The sequence below is a fragment of the Streptomyces sp. 2114.4 genome (genome assembly GCF_900187385.1).
In the GTDB taxonomy this organism is placed as follows: Bacteria; Actinomycetota; Actinomycetes; order Streptomycetales; family Streptomycetaceae; genus Streptomyces; species Streptomyces mooreae.
Window position 1 is genome coordinate 753,742 of the sequence record NZ_FYEY01000001.1, and the last position, 18,634, is coordinate 772,375.

Genomic DNA, 18,634 nt, shown 5'->3' on the forward strand with positions numbered 1-18,634 from the left:
CCACCTGGGGGTCGCACAGCCCTGCCGACCCGCCCACCCGCCGAGCCCCCGGGGACTCGGCGCGGAAAGGAACCTCACCGTGACCACCGAACGCATCTCGCCGCCCGTCCGCGCGGGCGAGCGGGAGACCCTGCGGTCCTACCTCGACTTCCACCGCGCCACGCTCGCCATGAAGACCGACGGCCTCTGTGACGAAGACCTCCGGCGCCGGTCGAGCCCGCCGTCCACGCTCTCCCTGCTCGGCCTGGTGCGGCACATGGCGGAGGTGGAGCGCACCTGGTTCCGCCGGGTGATCGCCGGTGAGGACATTCCGCTCGTCTGGTCGGCCGAGGGCGACTACCAGGTGGCGTACGACGCGACCACGGCCACCCGCGAGGAGGCCTTCGACGCCTGGCAGACCGAGGTGGCACACGCCCGCCGCATCGAGCGCGAGGCGGCATCGCTCGATGTCACGGGCTACCAGCCCCGATGGGGCGAACATGTCTCCCTGCGCCTGGTGATGCTGCACCTGATCCATGAATACGCCCGCCACAACGGCCATGCGGACTTCCTCCGCGAGGCCATCGACGGCACGGTCGGCCCCTGAGGACGCTCTGAGGCCCCCCCCTGAGGGAGCCCTCCGCGAAAGCCCGCCGCCACCGGTGACCGGTGGCGGCGGGCTTCCTGACGTTCCAGGGGTGGGGTCGCCGCCCCAGGCCCTAGATCAGGTCCATCGCGGCGACCTCGTCGGGGCGGCCGTAGCTCACCGGCCCCTGGAAGCGCCGCCGGGCGGTGGCGAACCACCAGACGGTGGCGATGACCAGGACCACCGCCAGGGCGATGGGCGCGTAGTTGAACGAGGCAGGGGTGATCGGGGACGCCTGGGGCAGCATGAACAGCACATTGCTGATCAGGATCCAGGCCACGGCGACCGCGGCGACGGGCTTGCCGTAGCGGCCGAGGTTCCACGGTCCGGCCTGGAAGTCGTCGAGCCGCAGCCGCAGGAAGATGGGGACGGCGTAGGCGAGGAACAGGCCGACGACATTGACGCTCACCACGGCGGTGAAGGCGGTGTGGGACCACCAGCCGGGCAGCACCAGCACCAGGGGGCAGGCCGCGGCGAGCCAGACGGCTTTCACGGGCGTACGGGTGCGCGCGGACACCGAATGCCACCAACGGGAGCCGGGCATCGCCCCGTCCCGGGAGAAGGCAAAGATCTGCCGGGTATTGCTGGTCATGTTGGCGAGACCGCAGAAGAGCATGGCGCCGATAACGATCAACAACAGGAACTGGGCGGTGCTTTGGCCGAGCGCATCGACGAGAATCTGCACCGGCGGCGCGTCGGCACTCGCGGCATGGCCGTAGTCACGGATCGCGTACACCAGGGCGAGCATGAGGATCAGTCCGGTGATCGCGGAGTAACTGATCGCCCGCATGATGCCCCGGGGAGCATTGACGGTGGCCTTCACCGTTTCTTCAGACATGTGGAAACTGCCGTCGAACCCGGTGAAGGTCCAGCTGGTGACGAGCAGACCCAGCATTCCGCCGTACAACGCATGGGTGAAGCCGGTGTTGTTGACGAAGTGCAGGGCGAACGAAGGAGGTTGGTGATGATCGGGGATCAGCGCCAGCGCACCGACGATCACCACCATGCCGATCAGCAGCCACCACACGGAAATACGGTTCACTACGGCAACCAGCCGCACCGTATAGGTGTTGGCCAGCGCCTGGACGAGCAGGATGGCCGCGGTGATACCGACCGTCTGCTGGGGTGTCGGCTCGTAGGACGGCCACTGCATGGAGACGAACGCCTGGATGAAGGTGGCGGCGGCGAAGTTGGTGGCGGCGGTGCCGCCGACCTGGCCCACGAAGTTCAGCCAGCCCGTGTACCAGGACCAGGCACCCTGATGCCGCTTGGCCAGCTTGCCGGCCGAGAAGTAGAGCGCGCCGCTGGTCGGGTAGGCGGAGGCGATCTCGCCCATCGCGGCACCGACGAACAGCACCATGACCGACACACCGATCCAGCCGAGGATCAGGATCCGCGGGCCGCCGGCGTTCATGCCGAAGCCGAAGGAGGAGAAGATCCCGGAGATGATGTTGATGATGGTGAAGGAAATGGCGAAATTGTCGAACGCGCGGAATCGGCGGGTGAGTTTCCGCGGATAGCCCATGGCGTGGAGCGTGGCGTCATCGTCGAGGGTGAGGGGATCTGCCGCGTGGGGGGTTTTCGAGCGAGTTGGGGACGTACGCTCGGACACAACCGCAACCTTTCTGAGGGAATCGGGGGGAAGGGGCGGAGGGAGAATGGGCCGGTTCGCTGTGATCGGACGGGTGAAGCGGAAGGAACGGCCCTTTTGCGGTGCCGCATTCCGTAGGGCTCGGGCCTCCTCAGGAATCATCCGGCATGGGGTACGGGTAGTCCGCAGGAGCGCCTGGCCCTGGACAATTGCTCTTCGGGATCACCGAATGCACTCCAGGGCATGCGCGAGGCATACGGCCCCATGGCCGTAAAGACTTCCCGCGCCTCGAATTCGCGTTTCGCCATGTACAGCGCGTGAGCCAGATAGGCCAGATCCAGCACCGGCGTGAAGCGGTAACCGGCCACCTGCGGGAACCAGTTCCGGTGGACACCCATGGCCGCCGAGATCCACTGCGGCTGCTCCCAGGTGTGGTCCGCGAGCAGTTCGGACGGGTTGTAGTCCTCGACCAGCGCCACGAGTGGCAGCAGCCGCAGCGGCGAGGCCGCGGGGGCCCGCTGGCTCAGGAACGCGGCAACGTCCCAGCTCGCACTGGACGAACCGCCGTAACGGGTGAAGAAGAAGGACAGGAAGCGGTGGTGCGCCTCGCGGTGCCAGGAGTCCAGCCGGAGGATGTGGGCGAAGAGGTACCAGGGCCCGGCCGGAGCGGTCAGCAGCCCCTGCGGCGCCGGGTCCTGCGGTCGGTCGAGGCGCGTCAGCGCCAGTTGCGCCACCCAGGGCGTGGGGTCCTCGGGCAGCAGCTTCGCGGCCCGCTCACACGCCGACCGCGCTATCCGGGCCAGCGCGCCCTGCCGCCGGTCACCGGCGTCGGCCATACGCAGCGCACGGACCATCGCCACCCGCGCCCAGAGCAGCGCCGCCTCCGGTCCCGGCTCCTCGGCGAGCCAGCGCTCGGCCAGATCCGAGTCGGCCGCCACGGACGCCAGCACCAGGGACCGGTGGGCGCGCACCTCGAAATCCTCGCGGGCTTCCCGCAGAACTTCGTGCGCACTCAAGTACCGTCCGGCCCGCACATCCATACACGCGCCCGCCAGCGCCCGGTCATTGGCCGCCGGACTCCACACGTACTGCCCCTCGAAAGAGCCGGCCGCCATGGTCCCCTCCCGGTCACGAAGGCGTCATCCCCCACACCACATTCCGGCTGCGCCGAATTCAGCCGGACCCTGCCACCGGTTAAGTGACAGCGAGCCACACCTTACTCACCCCAACTCCCGGCGAAAACAAGCCGCCTGGAATATCTGGTTCCGCACCTTTTAGTCTTGATGAGATTGAAAAGGAAACAACTTCTCGGCCAACCTTCCGAACCTCCTTGTTTTGCACTCCTGTTCATCACCGTGCATTTATTTGGCATATTCACATGCCCACAGCACCTTCACAACCGGACATCACCACTGGCTACCCCTCCGTATCCGCCGCTCCCCCGGATGTCGAGCGCACCCCCTGACTCTCAGCCAGTTCACGCAGGGCTTTTGGCCATGCCGGCAGAGGTGGCGCGGCGGCCGGGACCGACGGCCACGCACCCGCCCCGGCGGACACACTCCTCTCCCCTGGAGGTGAGACCCGCTCCGCCCCCACCCGCGCCGCCACCGCACAGACCGCCACCGGGCCCGCACCGCGCGCCACGAGCGCCCCGGATCATCAACATGCAATGAACTCCTGACGCGCTTGCGCGACCGAACAGCGGGCACCCGGATGCCACGGGCCGCCCCGCCGTCCGGGCGGGCGCCGCCCCAACACGAAGTCGGCTCAAGAGCAACCGAATTAGCGGACGCTACTTTCCGGAAGCACGCGATTACATGTAGCGTTCGACTGGACCGGAGGCCGTGGCTTCACAGCACGTCACGGCTGGGTACGGGCATGGGCGCGAGCGTTCTTGCGGTACGAGCGGAGCGATCGTCGCCGATGGGCGCACCTGCACCACAAGTGTCTGGCCGCCGCCCCGCACGACCACCGGACCGCCTCGCGATCGCTGCGTAGCACCTCAGCATCCCTGAACGTCGAGCACCGCCATGTCTGTCCGTACACGCCTGCTTTGCAAGAGGAATGGGCCCAGATCATGTTTATGAACTCCTCGACGACCCCGCTTGCGTTGCGTCCGGACGCCGACGTCGTCCGGCCGCTCACAGCCGGGCCCGGCGAAGAGCCACCCCTGGCGGTCGACCGGCTACCCGACGGAAAGTGGCAATTGACCCTGCACGACCTGGAACCCGTATCGGTGCACCGGCTGCCGTCCGACGAGGTCCACATCATCCTTGCGCCGCCGGGCGAGGAACCGCCCCACCCCGAGGACCCTCCGGCCGGCCGCACCCGTCCCGACCCGGTCCACATCGACACCGCGGCCCGGACGGTCTTCATCAGAGGGCGCCAACTCGACCTGCCACGGCTGGAGTTCGACCTGCTCGCCCATCTGGTGCTGCACCCCCGGCGCGCCTTCACCCGGGAACAGCTGATGGCCGCCGTCTGGCCCAACTGCCAGTCCAGCACCCGCACCGTCGATGTCCACATCGCCCGTCTGCGCCGGCGTCTGGGGCCGGGGCTGCGCGACTCCATCAGCACCGTCTTCGGCATCGGCTACAAGTACCTGCCGGGCGCACGGGCCGACGGCTGCGGCTGACGCGCCGCCGCAACCGCCACCAGCCCGCCACCACTGCTCCGGGGACGCAGGCAGCGGGCCGGTGACCGAGGGATATCGGTCACCGTCCCGGCCGTCCCTCCCCGCCGGGACGGGGAGGCTCGGTCAGGCCCCGGCCGGTGAGGTGTTCAGGTGCGCGGGGGCTCCGGACGCGGGTTCCTTGCGTACGAAGGCCCGGCGCAGGGCGTGATACGGCTCGTCCGGGTCGAAGAAGGTGCGGTGCATACGGGCCAGTTCCTCCTCCCGGTACGCGGCGAGCGGCCGCTCGGCCTCGTCGCGTTCCCGCGATGCCTTCTTCGCGGCGATACGGGCCTGGGTCGCGGGCGCCGAGGCCAGCCGGACGGCGAGGCGGGCGGTCCGTGCGGCGAAATCCTGCGCGGTGCAGTCGAGGATCCGGTCGACCAGGCCGAGCCGTGCGCCGGCCGCCGCGGTCATCGGCAGGGCGCGGGCCATCAGCTGCCCGGCCACCTCGGGGCCTGCCCGGCCGGGCAGCGTATAGGTCCAGTACTCCGAACCGTAGAGGCCCATCAGCCGGTAGTGGGGGTTGAGCAGCACGGCCGACCGGCACCACACCTCGTCGGCGGCGAGGGCCAGCATCGCCCCGCCCGCCGCGGCATTGCCGCCGAGCGCGGCGACCACCAGCCGGTCGGTGGTGGTCAGGACGGCGTGCACCAGGTCGTCCATGGCGTTGATATTGGCCCAGGACTCCTCGGCGGGGTCGGCGGCGGCCTCGATGACATGGAGATGGATGCCGTTGGAGAAGAAGTCCCGGCGGCCGCCGAGGACCAGCACGGAGGTCGGCCGGGCGCAGGCGTGGCGGTACGCGGCGAGCAGGCGCCGGCAGTGGCCGGTGCTCATCGCGCCACCGGGAAAGGAGAACTCCAGGAAGCCGGCCGGGCCGTCCTCGCGGTAGCGGATGTCGCTCCAGGTACGGGGGTCGTCGCCGGGGCCGAGCGGGGCCGGGAGCTCCGGGAGCCGCGGGAGGCGGTCGCCCAGCGCCAGTGTGGCGGGCAGCTTGGGGGTGCGGGGCTGCCCCGGCGCGCGGGGTGCCCGCAGTTCCGGGATCCATACCGCGCCGTCGGCCGTCGCCCGGCAGATCGCGCCGCCCCGGGTGGCGAGCAGTTCACCGGGGCGGCCGGTCAGGGTGCCCTCGGGGTGGCCACCGTGCAAGTACCAGCTCTCGCCGAGGAGTTCATCGCGGACACCGGGCTGCGAATCGGCGGCGCGCAGCGCGCGTACGACGGTGTCGGTGGAGTCGGACCGCCAGTCGATGCGGCGCAGCTCCTGGCGGAAGGGCGGCCGGGGGCGGCCGGGCTGCGCGGCGTCGGGCAGGGCGGCCTGCGGCTGTGGCCGGTGGGTCCCGGAGGCCACACGGGCCACGGCCGTCAGGACCGCCTCGACCGCGCCATCGGCGATCTCGTTGCGGTACAGGTCGCTCTTGCCCACCTCGGGTACGGGGAAGTCGGCCGCGGCCCAGATGTCGCCGGCGTCCATCTCGTCATTGGCCTGCAGCACCGTGACTCCCCACCGGGCGGCGCCCAGGTGCACCGCCCAGTCCACCGATGACGGGCCGCGGTCGCCGACGGGACCGGGGTGCACGATCAGGCAGGTGTACGCCGACCACACCTCGCGGGGCACGGCCGTCTTGAGCATCGGTGCCACGATCAGCTCGGGGGCGTGCCGGCGTACGGCCTCGAGGAGCGGAGTCTCACGCGTCACCAGCTCCACGCCCACATGGTGCCCCCGCTCGCCGAGTTCCGCGTAGACGCGCTGTGTCAGGCTGTTGAACGCGCCGGCGATGAGCAGAATGCGCACAGCGGACTCCCCTGGAGCTGGAACCGGTCAGCGGGTGATTGATCGTGATCGTTCCCCACGGGCGGCCGTCCGCCACCCGAGCCGCGCCGGGGTCACCCGATCGACGGCCGCCGTGCGGCCCAATGTCCACGCGGGACCTGACTTGACGATCCGTCAGCTAGTTCCGTCGATAGATCATCTGGACGGAATCCCGCCAAAGTTGGCGCACTCCACCCGCTTCCACGGACCGCGACATTGCCGTTAATTGACATTCACTTGGTTATACTTTTACCTTCGGTGGTGCGGCATCGGTGCAGGTCAGCGTCGTATGCCCGGTTCGTCTTCCGCATTCTCACCGGAGGTTCCCATGGAGCAGCTCATCAAGAAGATGGCCCAGGACCACGTCTGGCAGAGCTGGCTGGCCGCCAACTCCGCACAGCAGGCGGCGAAGAACGGCTGCATCAGCGCGGCGCCGAAGGCGGGCTGCATCAGTGCCGCACCCAAGGCCGGCTGCATCTCCTGACCCTCGCGCCTCAGGTGCCCGGAGCCAACCGGCGAGCACCGGGAGCGGGCCGTTCCGCGCCTTCCCTGCCACCGGCCCGCTCCGGGCACCAACCCCCTGCCTTCCCGTGTGGACACCGCCCTCCCGACCAAGGACGAGGAATCCATGGATGGTCAGCCGACCGCCGAGGTCATCGAGCAGATCCGCGACATACCGATCTACCGTGCGTCGCTGGCGAAAGGCCACTTCCCCCTGCTCGACAAGCCGCAGATCGCGCGCGGCTTCCCCGACAACTGGATGACCCCCCGACTGGCCGCGGCCCTGGAGTCCGGAGAGGCGGAATTCGTCCTCTCCACCGGCACCCACCACGCCCGGATGCAGATCATCCGGCCCCCGTATTTCCTGCTGCACTCCTACTACCGGCTGTGGAGCGAACACCCCGATATCGCCCACACCTGGGAATCGGGCTGCCGACGGGTCTCCCTGACCACGGTGCTGGCCACGGAGCATGTGGCGCGGGTCAATGCCGCACGGCGCGGTACTCCGCCGGACCCGGTGCCCGCCCTCGCCGACCGGCAGCTCGATGCGCGTACCTGCTACCTCAATCTGCGGCTCGATCCGGCGCTGTGGGAGCGCGACGACGTGGTGCGGATGCTGCGGGAAATCCGGGCCGCCGCGCGAGCGCATCCGCGCGGCTGGTACCACCTCGACTGCTCCGGATATCACCTGGCGCATCTGCTGCGAAAGGTCGCCGAATGGGGGCTGTGGGACGATTTCCCGCCGCCCGCCAGCATCATTCACGCCTACGAATACACCCCGGTCAACGTGCGGCGTTTTCTGCACCAGCACTTCGCCTGCCCGGTCATCGACCTGTTCGGCAGCACCGAGCTCGGGTATCTCTACTTCAGCGACCGCCGCGGCACCTACCGGCCGCATCTCGACAAAATGAGCGTCGAACTCCATCCGGTCGCCGAGGGCAGCACGATCCACCAGCTCATCGTCACCAGTGTGCGTAATCCCTTCATGCCGCTGGTCCGGTACCGCTCGGGCGACTGTGTGCGCACCGTGGACGGAACCCCGGACCCGGAGAAGATCTCCCAATTCTGCGGGCGTGAAAAGGAATTGCTCGACACTCCGCACGGCCCGGTCGCACAGGGCGACCTCGACCGGTGCATCGGTGAGGCGTCCCCACAGGTCTTCGTGTACCGGTTGCAGCTAACCGGCGAGGGGACGGCGCAGCTGGTGTACACGACGTTCGACGGCACACCCGTCGATCCCGAACGGGCCGCGGCGCTGGAGGAAGCCATCGGTGAACTGACCGGGCGACGCTGCCGGCTCGACCACCGCCCGCACCTCCCCATCGGAAAGTCGGGAAAGTACGCCTGGCTCACGACCGGCCACTGACCCACCCGACCCCTGCCGCTCCCGGACGTCTTCCTCACCCGGACAGGAGAAGCATGACCACCCCGCCGCGGATATCCCCCGACGCGCTCGCAGACCTGCTCGGCGAGGCGCTGTACACCGAAGTGGTGACGCATTTCGACGGCAAGAGCACCGCCCCGCGGGAGTTCGTGGAGCGCCAGGTCACCGAATGCCTGCGCTACCTCTATCTCGTCTCCCGGCACCATGACCGGCTCGGCGGTCTCTTCCTGCCCGTCGAGCAGGACATCGACGAAATCTGGCACTACCTCATCCTGCAGACCCGCGAATACCGGGCGCTGTGCGAGGAACGGCTGCCGGGACGCTTCTTCATCGAACACCGCAGCATCGCCTACGAGGACTACCAGCAGGAGCCGGGCCGCGAGCAGGCCCTCGAAGAGGCGCTGCGCTGGATTCCGCTGTACTGCCGGGAATTCGGGCCGTTCGACGAGGGAGCGCTGCCGCACTGGACCATGGTGCGCTTCCTCCACGAGCACATGGGGCTGTCGCTCGCCGACATCGCGGCGCTGGAACCGGTGGAGTCGGCAACGGCAACGGCGTAGAGCGTCGTCAAGCCTGTCTGCACCGGCCCCGTCCGCCGCGAACCGAAGGGAATCATGAGGGCTCGCCACGCTGACCCCGCCGAGGCCGAAGTACCGCAACAGCGGCGGATTCTGGCTGTCCTGGTCTTCTCCCAGATCCTCAGCGGTGCAGGTCTCGCCGCGGGGATCACCGTGGGCGCGCTGCTCGCCGAGGAATTGCTCGGCTCGACCGGCCTGGCGGGCGTGCCCAGTGCGCTGTTCACCGCCGGTGCCGCGCTGGGCGCCGTCGGCATCGGCCAGGTCTGCCGGCGACGCGGCCGGCGTCCCGGTCTCGCGCTCGGGTACGCCGTCGGGGCACTGGGCAGCCTCGGGGTCGTGGTGGCGGCCGCCCTCGGCAACGCGGTGCTGTTGTTCGCGTCGCTGTTCGTCTACGGAGCGGGCACCGCGACAAATCTGATGGCACGTTACGCGGGTGCGGATCTGGCCTCGTCCGCCCGGCGTGGACGGGCCGTGAGCACCGTGCTCTTCGCCACCACGCTCGGTGCGGTGATCGGCCCCAACCTGGTGACGGTGACGGGGCAGGTCGCACACTCCTGGGGCATCCCCCGGCTCGCCGGGCCGTTCCTGCTGGCCGTCGCCGCGTTCGGGGCGGCCGCGGTGGTCCTGGCCGTTCTGCTGCGGCCCGACCCGCTGCGGCTGGCCGAGCAGCTGGCCGCGGCGCAGACCGGGACGGCGGCCGAGAGCCCCGCGGACGAGGCCGGGGGCGGGCCGGATGCCCGGCCGGAGAGGCGCGGGGTGGTCACCGGCACCGGGATCATGATCCTCACCCAGCTCGTGATGATCGCCGTCATGACGATGACGCCGGTCCACATGCAGGCACACGGCCACGGCACGCAGGCGGCCGGCTGGGTCATCGCCCTCCATGTCGGAGCGATGTTTCTGCCCTCCCCGCTCACCGGCCTGCTGGTCGACCGGTTCGGCCGGCGGTGGATCGCCGGCGCGTCCGGTCCGGTCCTGCTGGCCGCCGGTGTGGTGGCCGCCGCGGCACCCGACTCCGTGTCCGCGCTCGCCACGGCTCTGGTCCTGCTCGGCCTCGGCTGGAACTTCGGGCTGGTCAGCGGCACCGCCCTGGTCACCGACGCGCTGCCGCCCGCCCGTCGTGCGTCGGCACAAGGGCTGGTGGACGTCGGCATCGCCCTCGCGGGTGCCACCGGGGGGATGCTCTCGGGCCCGGTCGTCGTGCTGGGCGGCTACCCGACGCTGGCACTGGCCGGCGGCATCCTCGCGATGGCGCTCGTACCCGTCCTTGCGTGGACGGCCGGCCGGCCGCCGCGCACCGTCACCTCCCCCACGGCTCCCCCTACGGAAACGGAACAGGCATGAACGCCTTTTCGCCGGACGGATGTTCCCGGCTGTTCTCCGGGGGATTCTGGAAACTTGGCGTCATTTCTCGTTATCACGGCCGAAACCTGGATGCTGCACTGTGACGGCAGAGTGGAACCGTGCGGACGAACCACGGGGGGCGATGATGCGGAAGAACGCCTGCATAGCGGGCATACCCGTGCTGCGCCTGTGCCGTATGTCGCTGACCGCCCTGCTGGTGGTCGCGGCCTTCCTGCTCGGTGGTGGTGCGGCGGCGCCCGGTGCGGCGAAGACCGCGTTCTCCGCCACGCCCGCCGCGAAGTCCGCGAGCACGTCGGCCGTCAAGCCCGGCTATGAGAACGAAGAGGAAAAGGCGAAGCGCGAGGCCGAGCGCGGCCAGCCCCGGCGCACCGCCCGGACCTCCATCGGCGTTCCCCAGCACACCGGACGGCCGCTACCGCCGTTCAGCGCGGGCGCCAAGGCTCCCGTCGCCACGACGGCCTCCGGTGCCCCGGCGGCCGGCAGCTCCACCAAGGCCGCGTCCACCGGGGCCGGATTCACCGTCCTGCACTGCGTCTTCCGCTGCTGAGAGCGGTGTGGTGGCCTGCCCCACCCCCGCACCATGCACCGTTCCGCCACCACCCCACAGTGGCACCACTCATCAGCAGGAGACCTCCTCGTGGAGACCTTCATTCAGCATGCCCGGGGCCTGACGGCCCGTATCGCCGACCGGCGGGAGGAACAGGAGACCTACGGCCGGCTCGCGGCCGGACAGTCCCCCCTCGCCCTGTTCATCACCTGTTCCGACTCGCGGGTCGTCCCGGCCCTGATCACCGGGGCGCGGCCCGGTGAACTCTTCGAACTGCGGACCGCCGGCAACGCCGTGCCCGCCTACCGCGAGGACATGGCGGCCTGCGCGGAAGCGGCCACCATCGAGTACGCGATGCGCGTCCTGGGCGTCGCCGACATCGTGGTGTGCGGTCATTCGCACTGCGGCGCGGTCGGCGCCAAGGCCCGCGGTGAGGACCTGACCGGTGCGCCCGCCGTACGGGACTGGCTGGCGCAGCAGCTGTCCGACCACCTGCCCGCCGACGAGGAGCCGACGGTCGCCGCCGCGGTCCAGCACCATGTGCGCGAACAGCTCGACCGGCTGCGCGGCTACCCCTGTGTCCAGGAGCGGCTGGACGCCGGCGAAGTGAATCTGCACGGGTGGTTCTACGAAGTGCACACCGGCCTGGTGGCCGCGCATCACCCGTCCACCGACCTGTTCCTCCCGCTGTGAAGGCGGGTGGGTACCTCATGAAGCGCTTCACCTCCTTCCGGGCGGACTTCACCGCCTCCCTCGTCGTCTTCCTCGTGGCCGTCCCGCTGTGTGTCGGAGTGGCCGTCGCCTCCGGGGTACCGGCCGAGCTGGGGCTCGTCACCGGCGTGGTCGGCGGGCTGCTCACCGGTCTGCTCCCGGGCAGCAGCCTTCAGGTCAGCGGTCCCGCCGCCGGTCTGACCGTGCTGGTCTTCGAAGCTGTCAAGGAGTACGGCATCGGGGCGCTCGGCGCGCTGGTACTGGCGGCCGGTGTACTGCAACTGGCGATGGGCGCCCTGAAGTTGGGGCGCTGGTTCCGGGCGATCTCGGTCGCCGTGGTCCAGGGCATGCTGGCCGGGATCGGTCTGGTCCTGATCGCCGGACAGCTCTACGCCCTCGCGGACGCCAAGGCGCCGGGCAGCGGACTCGCCAATATCGGCGGCATACCCGGCCTGGTCACCGCCACCGCGGGGTCGGCCACGGCCCTGTCCGCGCTCGCCATCGGCGCCGGCACCATCGCCGTCCTGGTGCTGTGGCCGCGCTGGCGGCGCGCCGCGCGGATCCTGCCTGCACCGCTGGCCGCGGTGGCGCTCGCCACCACCGCCGTGTGGGCGCTGGATCTGCCCGTCGCACGCGTCGAGGTCAGCGGGCTGCTGGACGCGATCCAGCCGCCCGGCCTCACCGACCTCGGCCGGCTCACCGATATCGGGGTGCTCGGCACAGTCCTCGCCTTCGCGCTGATCGCGTCCGCCGAGTCCCTGTTCAGCGCCGCCGCGGTCGACCGGCTGCACGACGGGCCGCGTACCGAGTACGACAAGGAGCTGATGGCCCAGGGCGCGGGCAACACCGTCTGCGGGCTGCTCGGTGCGCTGCCGATGACCGCCGTCATCGTCCGCAGCGCGGCCAATGTCCAGGCGGGCGCGAAGACCAAGGCCTCGCGGGTGCTGCACGGTGTCTGGCTGCTGGTGTTCGCCGCGGCGTTCCCGGCCGCGCTGGGCGTGGTGCCGGTGGCCGCGCTGGCGGGTGTGCTGGTCCATGCGGGCTGCAAGCTCATCCCGCTGCGCGAGCTGCGGCCGCTGTGGCGCGAACACCGCGGTGAGGCGGTGGTTCTCCTGGTCACGGCCCTCGCGATCGTGACGGTCAACATGTTCGAGGGTGTCCTCATCGGTCTGCTGCTGGCGGTCGCGAAGACGGCGTGGGAGACCTCCCATGTGCACCTCGAGGTCGACACCCCCGAGGACGAGGACGAGCCGGTGCGGGTCCGCGCCGTCGGCAACGCCACGTTCCTGCGGCTGCCCAAGATCCTCGATCAGCTCGACGCGCTGCCCGCCGAGCGGGGGGTGGAGCTCGATCTGAGCGGGCTGCGGCATCTCGACCACGCCTGCGGTGCCGCGCTGACGAACTGGGCCGAGCAGCACCGTCGTACCCGGCGGGCCGTGGAGCTGGTGTCCTGACGACCGGCCGCCCGGCGGTACGGTCACCTCTCCGTACGGCGGCCGGGCGGCGGGCCGGGAAGATTTCCCTCGTGACGGTTGTTGAGCGAAGGTCAGGCCGGCCGCGGTGAACACCGCGGCCGGCGCCACGCTTGTCGTCGAGGGGATGGACGGTTTGCCTCTTCAGGGTGAGTACGAGCCGAGCCCGGAGCAGTGGGTGCGTGATCAGGTCGAGGAGTACGAAGGCTCCGGCGGTACGAAAGGCACCACGATCCATGGGCTGCCCGTCGTGGTCCTGACCACCCGGGGCGCGAAGAGCGGAAAGATCCGCAAGAGTCCGCTGATGCGGGTGGAGCACGACGGGGCGTATGCCGCGGTGGCCTCCATGGGCGGCGCACCGCGGCACCCGGTCTGGTACCACAACGTCGTCGCGGACCCCCGGGTGGAGCTGCAGGACGGCCCGGTGCGGCAGGACATGACGGCCCGTGAGGTCACCGGCGAGGAGAAGGCCCTGTGGTGGGGCCGCGCGGTCGAGGCGTACCCCGATTACGCCGACTACCAGAAGAAGACGGACCGGCAGATCCCGGTGTTCGTCCTGGAGCCGGCGGCCACGGCGCACTGATTCCGGGTCCCTCGTGACACTCAGAGCGTCACGAGGGAGACCTCGGTGGCCTTGACGCTGGTCCACACGGACACGCCGTCCGCGAGGCCGAGTTCGAGGGCGGCCGAGGGGGTGATTTCGGCCACCAGGTCGGGCGCCTCGTGCGAGGTGACGAGGACCCGCAGGCGGCTGCCCGCCGAGGTGATCTCCCGGACGGTGCCCGGCCAGACGTTGCGGGGACTGCCCGTGGGCTTGTCGAGGTGCAGGGACACGGCCTCGGGGGCGATGATCGCCAGTGCCCGGGCGCCGTCGGGGAGCGGGTCGGCGGCGACGAGGCGGCCGCCGTCGGTGAGCGCCAGGCCGTCGCCGGTGGCGGTGCCCGGCCAGGCGTTGCGGCCGAGCATCCGGGCGACCCAGGGCGAGCGCGGATGCCGGGTGACCTCGGCGGGCGGGGCGTCCTGGAGGGCGCGGCCGTCCTCCAGGACGAGGACGCGGTCGGCGAGCGAGACCGCCTCGACGGGGTCATGGGTGACGAGCAGGCAGACGCCGCCGAAGCCCGCGAGATGGCCGCGCAGGGTGTGCCGGACATGGGCGCGGGTGGTCTGGTCGAGCGCGGCGAGCGGTTCGTCGAGCAGCAGCAGACGGGGCCGGGCGGCCAACGCCCTGGCGAGGGCGACGCGTTGCGCCTGTCCGCCGGAGAGCTGGGCGGGCTTGCGGTGCGCGAGCGGGCCGACGCCGAGCCGGTCGAGCCAGCGCTGTGCCGTACGGCGGGCCTCGGCGCGGGGGATGCCATGGGCGCGCAGCCCGTAGGCGGTGTTGCTCAGGGCCGTCAGGTGCGGGAAGAGGGCGCCGTCCTGCGGGACCCAGGCGACGCCGCGGCGGTGCGGGGGCAGCGTGGTGACGTCGGTGCCGCCGAGGCGCAGCGTGGCGCGGGCACGCGGGGTGAGCCCGAGCAGGGCGCGCAACAGGGTGGTCTTGCCGGCGCCGTTGGGGCCGACGACGGCGAGGGTGGTGCCCGGTTCGGCGTCCAGGGTCAGCTGGTTGAAGCCGGTGACCTCGGCGTGCAACGGCCAGTTCTCCGGGGGCGACGCCGGCGTCGTTACGGGCTCCTCGGCGCGGGGCACGGGCGGCGCCGCGAGGCCGGTGTCATCGGTGGTGGGGACGGTGCGGGCGGTGCGGGCGGTGGTGGCGGCGGCGGTCCAGCGGCCGCGCAGCGCGACCAGCACGCCCATGGCGATGACGAGCAGCAGCAGCGAGACCGAGGTGGCGGCCTCCGGGGACCCCTGGAGCAGCAGGTAGACCTGGAGCGGCAGGGTCTGGGTGGTGCCGGGCAGATTGCCCGCGAAGGTGATCGTGGCGCCGAATTCACCGAGCGCGCGGGCCCAGGTCAGTGCGGCGCCGGCGGCGAGGCCGGGCGCGACCATGGGGAGGGTGACGGTACGGAAGACCCGTACGGGTGAGGCGCCGAGGGAGGCCGCGGTCTCCTCGTAGCTGGTGCGCAGTCCGGCGAGCGTGCCCTCCAGGCTGATGACGAGGAACGGCATCGCGACGAAGGTGGCGGCGACCACGGCGCCGGAGGTGTGGAACGGCAGCACGATGCCGAAGGTGTCCTCCAGCCAGGGGCCGAGGAGTCCGCGGCGGCCGAAACCCATGAGCAGGGCGACACCGCCGACGGTCGGCGGCAGCACCATCGGCAGCAGCACCAGCGAGCGGACCAGCGCCTTGCCGCGGAAGCTCACCCGGGCCAGCAGCCAGGCCAGGGGCACCCCGAGCAGCAGGGCGAGCCCCAGCGCGCAGAATGACACCAGCAGCGACAGCCGGAGCGCTTCGAGAACGTCCGGGCTGGTCAGGTGGGTGCCGAGGTCGCTCCAGGTGGTGCGGGCAAGGATGCCGGCCAGGGGCATCAGCAGGAACGCGATGGCGACCAGCGCGGGCACGGCCAGCGCGACCGGGGCACGGCTGCCGGGCACGCGGAGCCTGCCTGCCGGGGGCCGGGCGAGGGTGCGGGGGCGTCTCATCGAGGTCCTGGGATTGGGGGCGGGCCGGGCCGGTTACGGCGGCGCGCACGGGCCGGGCCGGGGTACGGCGGCGCGCACGGGCCGGGGCCGCTTCCCCGGTCCGGCGGTCCGTGCGCGCCGCTCCGGATCACGGCTTCTGGAAGCCGGCCTGCTGCAGGAGCTTCTGCACCTCGGGCGTGCTCAGCCACTTGACGAACGCGGCCGCGGCGGCCGCGTGCTGAGAGGCCTTCACCGTCGCGGCCGGGTAGGAGGCGACGGCGTTCTGCGCATCGGGGATGTCGACGGCGTCGACCTTCTTGGGTGCGGTGGCGGCGTCGGTCTTGTAGACGAGGCCGGCGTCGGCCTCGCCGAGCTCCACCTTGCTGAGCACCGCGCGGACGTTGGGCTCCTGCGAGACCGGCTTGACCTTCAGCTTCTGGGCGTCCAGCACCTTCTTGCCGTAGCGGCCGACCGGCACCTCGGAGGCTGCGAGGACGACCTTCAGCTTGCTGTCGGCGAGTGCCTTGAGGTTGTCGACCTTCTTCGGGTTGCCCTCGCCGGTCACGATGACCAGGCGGTTCTTGGCGATGACGGTGGGCGCGCCGACATCGGCCTTGAGCCCGTCCATGGTCTTGGTGTCGGCGGTGACCACGGCGTCGGCGGGGGCGCCCTCCCTGACCTGGGCGGCCAGTTCCTGGGAGCCGGCGAAGGAGAAGTGCACCTTGGTGCCGGGGTGTTCCTTCTCGTACACCGCACCGGCCTTCTTGAAGACATCGGTCAGCGAGGAGGCGGCGAGCACCGTGAGGTCCGCCTTGGGGGCGGCGCTGCCGCCGGACTTCTCGGCGCCCTCGTCCTTCTTGCCGTCGTTGCCACCGCAGGCGGAGAGCGGAACGAGGAGGGCGGCGGTCACGAGCGCGGCGGCGGCGCGGCGTCCGGTGAAGAGCTGGGACATGGGGCGGGACTCCTTGGAACGCGGGACGACGGGTGTCGTCCGAGCGGATGGGAAAAGCCGCGCCGGGACAGGCGACGCCGCTGGTGTGCGCAGCCGGCCGGTGGGGGACGGTGGTTGCGGATCGGCTGGGTTACCGCGGTGGGTCAGGCGCGGTCGATGTGCACGCTGGTGGACTTCACGCGGGCGGTGGCCTGCATGCCGACCTCCAGGCCCAGTTCCTCCACCGCTTCCCGGGTCAGCAGGGACACCAGGCGGTGCGGACCGGCCTGGATCTCGACCTGGGCGGCGACATCGCCGAGCTTGACGGCGGTCACGATGCCCGGGAAGGCGTTGCGCGCGGAGGTGTACGAGGCGTCGTCCTCGCCGGTGCCGGTCTGCGCCACCTCGACGGAGAAGGCGGCCAGATCGCGGCCTTCGATGAGGCGGCGGCCGCTGTCGTCACGATGGGTCGCGACCTTGCCGGCGTCCGCCCAGCGGCGGGTGGTGTCCGGGCTGACGCCCAGCAGCCGCGCCGCCTGGCCGATCGTGTAGGACTGCATGTGCGACAAGGTATGCGGTACCGGCTGGCATTTACAATCCCTTGGGGGAAGCTCTATGGCAGATGCCAGGCCGGCTGAAGGAAGGAACGAAGGCGGCCCGCCGGCCCGTGCCTGCTCCGGACGACATGTGTAATTCTCCGCGCGTTCCGCTGTTTCGCCAGGCGCATGCGGACATTTGCCAGGCGCATGCGGGTATTTGCCCGGCATCTGCCATGCACGCCCGGACTGCGGCGCGTTGTGTGGTTAGGGTGCAGATGTCAGAGCAGGGAAAACGCGACATTCCACCTTTCGCTTTCCACTCCCCCGGTGAGGCATCCATGAGCCTGAGCATCCGTAACCAGCTTTCCGGCACCGTTCTCTCCGTCACCCCCGGCGAGGTCATGGCAACCGTCAAGGTGCGTCTGGACGGCGGCCAGCAGATGACCGCGGCGATCACCCTGGAGGCGGTGAAGGAGCTGGGCATCGAGGAGGGCTCCACGGTGCTCACACTGATCAAGTCCACCGAGGTCGCGCTCGCGACCGGCACGGTGAACGGTCTGAGCATCCGTAACCGGATCCCCGGCACCGTCACCCATGTCGCCACCGGCGGCGCGATGGCGGGCGTCAAGGTCGCCGTCGCGGGCGGGGAGCTGACCGCCGCGATCACCAGGGACGCGGCCGAGGATCTGGGCCTGGCCGCCGGTGCCGAGGTCACAGCGCTGGTCAAGTCGACCGAGGTCGCGCTCGCCGCGGTCTGACCGCGGACCCGCCGAAGTCCCCTGCGGCGCGGGGGACTTCGGCCCCTTGGCCGACGGTGGAGCGGCGGGCGGCGGAAGGACCGCTCCACTGCGCTCGCCCGCTCGATCGCGGTGCACATCGGTGGACTTCACCCGAGCGTGGCCCGCACCCCCACCTCGGTCCCCAGTTCCTCGACGGCCTCCCGGCTCACCACTGACACCAGCCGGTGCGGGCCGGACTGGATCTCGACCTGGGCGATCACCTCGTCGACGGTCACCTTGGTGACACGCTTGCGGCTGCCGCATTCCGCACACGTACTGAAGGGGACCGACGCCCGCCAAACGGGTCACACCCCCTTGAGCTTGCGCGCCCCGGACCCGGCCTGAGCGAAGTCCTCATCGCCGTCCACGGGCGCCCCGGCACCACCGCGGCTCCCGGCAGCGCCACGGCGGGCACCCGCTCCGCGCCGTGCATCCGAACAGAGCAGTCCGATCCCCCATCGGTGCGGCCCCCGGCACCCTTGGAGCCCCGCCCCCTGCGCCCGTCTGCCGCGTCGGCAGAAACGCCATCATCCAGGCATCACACGGCAGTTGCGGATCACGAGGCC

General features: G+C 70.8%; 17 protein-coding genes and 1 pseudogene. 11 read left to right on the plus strand and 7 right to left on the minus strand.

Going from position 1 to position 18,634, the window contains the following annotated elements; genetic code table 11:
* Positions 1-79: 79 nt before the first annotated feature.
* A complete protein-coding gene (locus CFW40_RS03140) occupies positions 80-586 on the plus strand; it encodes a DinB family protein (RefSeq protein WP_088796285.1) in 507 nt (168 codons plus the stop codon).
* A gap of 112 nt (positions 587-698) precedes the next feature.
* On the opposite strand, the gene CFW40_RS03145 is transcribed toward CFW40_RS03140, so the two are convergent.
* Together CFW40_RS03145 and CFW40_RS03150 are read right to left on the minus strand one after the other, a co-directional pair.
* Positions 699-2,150: an amino acid permease gene (locus tag CFW40_RS03145; protein WP_088796286.1), complete on the minus strand. Its 1,452-nt coding sequence runs from the start codon at positions 2,148-2,150 to the stop codon at positions 699-701.
* 224 nt (positions 2,151-2,374) lie between these two features.
* A complete protein-coding gene (locus CFW40_RS03150) occupies positions 2,375-3,331 on the minus strand; it encodes a hypothetical protein (RefSeq protein ID WP_176956590.1) in 957 nt (318 codons plus the stop codon).
* Positions 3,332-4,299: 968 nt separating this feature from the next.
* On the opposite strand from CFW40_RS03150, the gene CFW40_RS03155 reads away from it, so the two are divergent.
* Positions 4,300-4,851 (plus strand): winged helix-turn-helix domain-containing protein, encoded by a 552-nt coding sequence (locus tag CFW40_RS03155; protein ID WP_088796288.1) that lies wholly within the window; start codon positions 4,300-4,302, stop codon positions 4,849-4,851.
* A gap of 123 nt (positions 4,852-4,974) precedes the next feature.
* Here CFW40_RS03155 and CFW40_RS03160 read toward each other — a convergent pair whose 3' ends face one another.
* Positions 4,975-6,684: an enoyl-CoA hydratase-related protein gene (locus tag CFW40_RS03160; RefSeq protein ID WP_088796290.1), complete on the minus strand. Its 1,710-nt coding sequence runs from the start codon at positions 6,682-6,684 to the stop codon at positions 4,975-4,977.
* A 346-nt stretch (positions 6,685-7,030) separates the two neighbouring features.
* On the opposite strand from CFW40_RS03160, the gene CFW40_RS36945 reads away from it, so the two are divergent.
* The 8 genes from CFW40_RS36945 to CFW40_RS03195 all read left to right on the plus strand — a co-directional run bounded on the left by CFW40_RS36945 (position 7,031) and on the right by CFW40_RS03195 (position 13,843).
* Positions 7,031-7,186 carry a hypothetical protein gene (locus tag CFW40_RS36945; RefSeq protein WP_176956589.1) on the plus strand — a complete coding sequence of 52 codons (156 nt, stop codon included), beginning with the start codon at positions 7,031-7,033 and terminating at the stop codon, positions 7,184-7,186.
* Positions 7,187-7,330: 144 nt separating this feature from the next.
* Positions 7,331-8,569 carry a hypothetical protein gene (locus tag CFW40_RS03165; protein WP_088801878.1) on the plus strand — a complete coding sequence of 413 codons (1,239 nt, stop codon included), beginning with the start codon at positions 7,331-7,333 and terminating at the stop codon, positions 8,567-8,569.
* Positions 8,570-8,622: 53 nt separating this feature from the next.
* The gene (locus CFW40_RS03170) at positions 8,623-9,147 is read left to right on the plus strand and encodes a hypothetical protein (protein WP_088796292.1); all 525 of its coding nucleotides are present in this window, start codon (positions 8,623-8,625) and stop codon (positions 9,145-9,147) included.
* Between the two features lie 54 nt (positions 9,148-9,201).
* A complete protein-coding gene (locus tag CFW40_RS03175) occupies positions 9,202-10,509 on the plus strand; it encodes an MFS transporter (protein WP_088796293.1) in 1,308 nt (435 codons plus the stop codon).
* A 100-nt stretch (positions 10,510-10,609) separates the two neighbouring features.
* On the plus strand, positions 10,610-11,077 hold the full coding sequence (locus CFW40_RS03180; RefSeq protein WP_143034593.1) for a hypothetical protein: 468 nt from the start codon (positions 10,610-10,612) through the stop codon (positions 11,075-11,077).
* 90 nt (positions 11,078-11,167) lie between these two features.
* Positions 11,168-11,770: a carbonic anhydrase gene (locus tag CFW40_RS03185; RefSeq protein ID WP_088796296.1), complete on the plus strand. Its 603-nt coding sequence runs from the start codon at positions 11,168-11,170 to the stop codon at positions 11,768-11,770.
* Positions 11,771-11,787: 17 nt separating this feature from the next.
* The gene (locus CFW40_RS03190; RefSeq protein WP_088796297.1) at positions 11,788-13,242 is read left to right on the plus strand and encodes a SulP family inorganic anion transporter; all 1,455 of its coding nucleotides are present in this window, start codon (positions 11,788-11,790) and stop codon (positions 13,240-13,242) included.
* A 154-nt stretch (positions 13,243-13,396) separates the two neighbouring features.
* Entirely contained in the window at positions 13,397-13,843 is a 447-nt protein-coding gene (locus CFW40_RS03195; protein ID WP_088801879.1) for a nitroreductase family deazaflavin-dependent oxidoreductase, read from the plus strand.
* Between the two features lie 20 nt (positions 13,844-13,863).
* On the opposite strand, the gene CFW40_RS03200 is transcribed toward CFW40_RS03195, so the two are convergent.
* The 3 genes from CFW40_RS03200 to CFW40_RS03210 all read right to left on the minus strand — a co-directional run bounded on the left by CFW40_RS03200 (position 13,864) and on the right by CFW40_RS03210 (position 17,310).
* Positions 13,864-15,840, minus strand: coding sequence for an ABC transporter permease (locus CFW40_RS03200; RefSeq protein ID WP_088796299.1), 1,977 nt, complete (start codon positions 15,838-15,840; stop codon positions 13,864-13,866).
* Between the two features lie 127 nt (positions 15,841-15,967).
* Entirely contained in the window at positions 15,968-16,771 is an 804-nt protein-coding gene (gene modA, locus CFW40_RS03205) for a molybdate ABC transporter substrate-binding protein (RefSeq protein WP_088796300.1), read from the minus strand.
* A 143-nt stretch (positions 16,772-16,914) separates the two neighbouring features.
* Positions 16,915-17,310: a molybdopterin-binding protein gene (locus tag CFW40_RS03210; RefSeq protein WP_088796302.1), complete on the minus strand. Its 396-nt coding sequence runs from the start codon at positions 17,308-17,310 to the stop codon at positions 16,915-16,917.
* Between the two features lie 317 nt (positions 17,311-17,627).
* Between CFW40_RS03210 and CFW40_RS03215 the strand changes: the two genes are divergently transcribed.
* A complete protein-coding gene (locus CFW40_RS03215; protein WP_088796303.1) occupies positions 17,628-18,047 on the plus strand; it encodes a molybdopterin-binding protein in 420 nt (139 codons plus the stop codon).
* A gap of 96 nt (positions 18,048-18,143) precedes the next feature.
* On the opposite strand, the pseudogene CFW40_RS36950 reads toward CFW40_RS03215, so the two are convergent.
* Positions 18,144-18,313 (minus strand): annotated as a pseudogene (locus CFW40_RS36950) (TOBE domain-containing protein); the annotation flags it as partial.
* Positions 18,314-18,634: the final 321 nt, after the last annotated feature.

Coding starts and splice junctions, on each gene's coding strand:
- CFW40_RS03145 (WP_088796286.1), bottom strand. CDS start 2,150: ATGGGCTATCCGCGGAAACTCACCCGCCGATTCCGCGCGTTCGACAAT.
- CFW40_RS03170 (WP_088796292.1), top strand. CDS start 8,623: ATGACCACCCCGCCGCGGATATCCCCCGACGCGCTCGCAGACCTGCTC.
- CFW40_RS03165 (WP_088801878.1), top strand. CDS start 7,331: ATGGATGGTCAGCCGACCGCCGAGGTCATCGAGCAGATCCGCGACATA.
- CFW40_RS03150 (WP_176956590.1), bottom strand. CDS start 3,331: ATGGCGGCCGGCTCTTTCGAGGGGCAGTACGTGTGGAGTCCGGCGGCC.
- CFW40_RS03175 (WP_088796293.1), top strand. CDS start 9,202: ATGAGGGCTCGCCACGCTGACCCCGCCGAGGCCGAAGTACCGCAACAG.
- CFW40_RS03215 (WP_088796303.1), top strand. CDS start 17,628: ATGAGCCTGAGCATCCGTAACCAGCTTTCCGGCACCGTTCTCTCCGTC.
- CFW40_RS03155 (WP_088796288.1), top strand. CDS start 4,300: ATGAACTCCTCGACGACCCCGCTTGCGTTGCGTCCGGACGCCGACGTC.
- CFW40_RS03210 (WP_088796302.1), bottom strand. CDS start 17,310: ATGCAGTCCTACACGATCGGCCAGGCGGCGCGGCTGCTGGGCGTCAGC.
- CFW40_RS36945 (WP_176956589.1), top strand. CDS start 7,031: ATGGAGCAGCTCATCAAGAAGATGGCCCAGGACCACGTCTGGCAGAGC.
- modA (WP_088796300.1), bottom strand. CDS start 16,771: ATGTCCCAGCTCTTCACCGGACGCCGCGCCGCCGCCGCGCTCGTGACC.
- CFW40_RS03200 (WP_088796299.1), bottom strand. CDS start 15,840: ATGAGACGCCCCCGCACCCTCGCCCGGCCCCCGGCAGGCAGGCTCCGC.
- CFW40_RS03190 (WP_088796297.1), top strand. CDS start 11,788: ATGAAGCGCTTCACCTCCTTCCGGGCGGACTTCACCGCCTCCCTCGTC.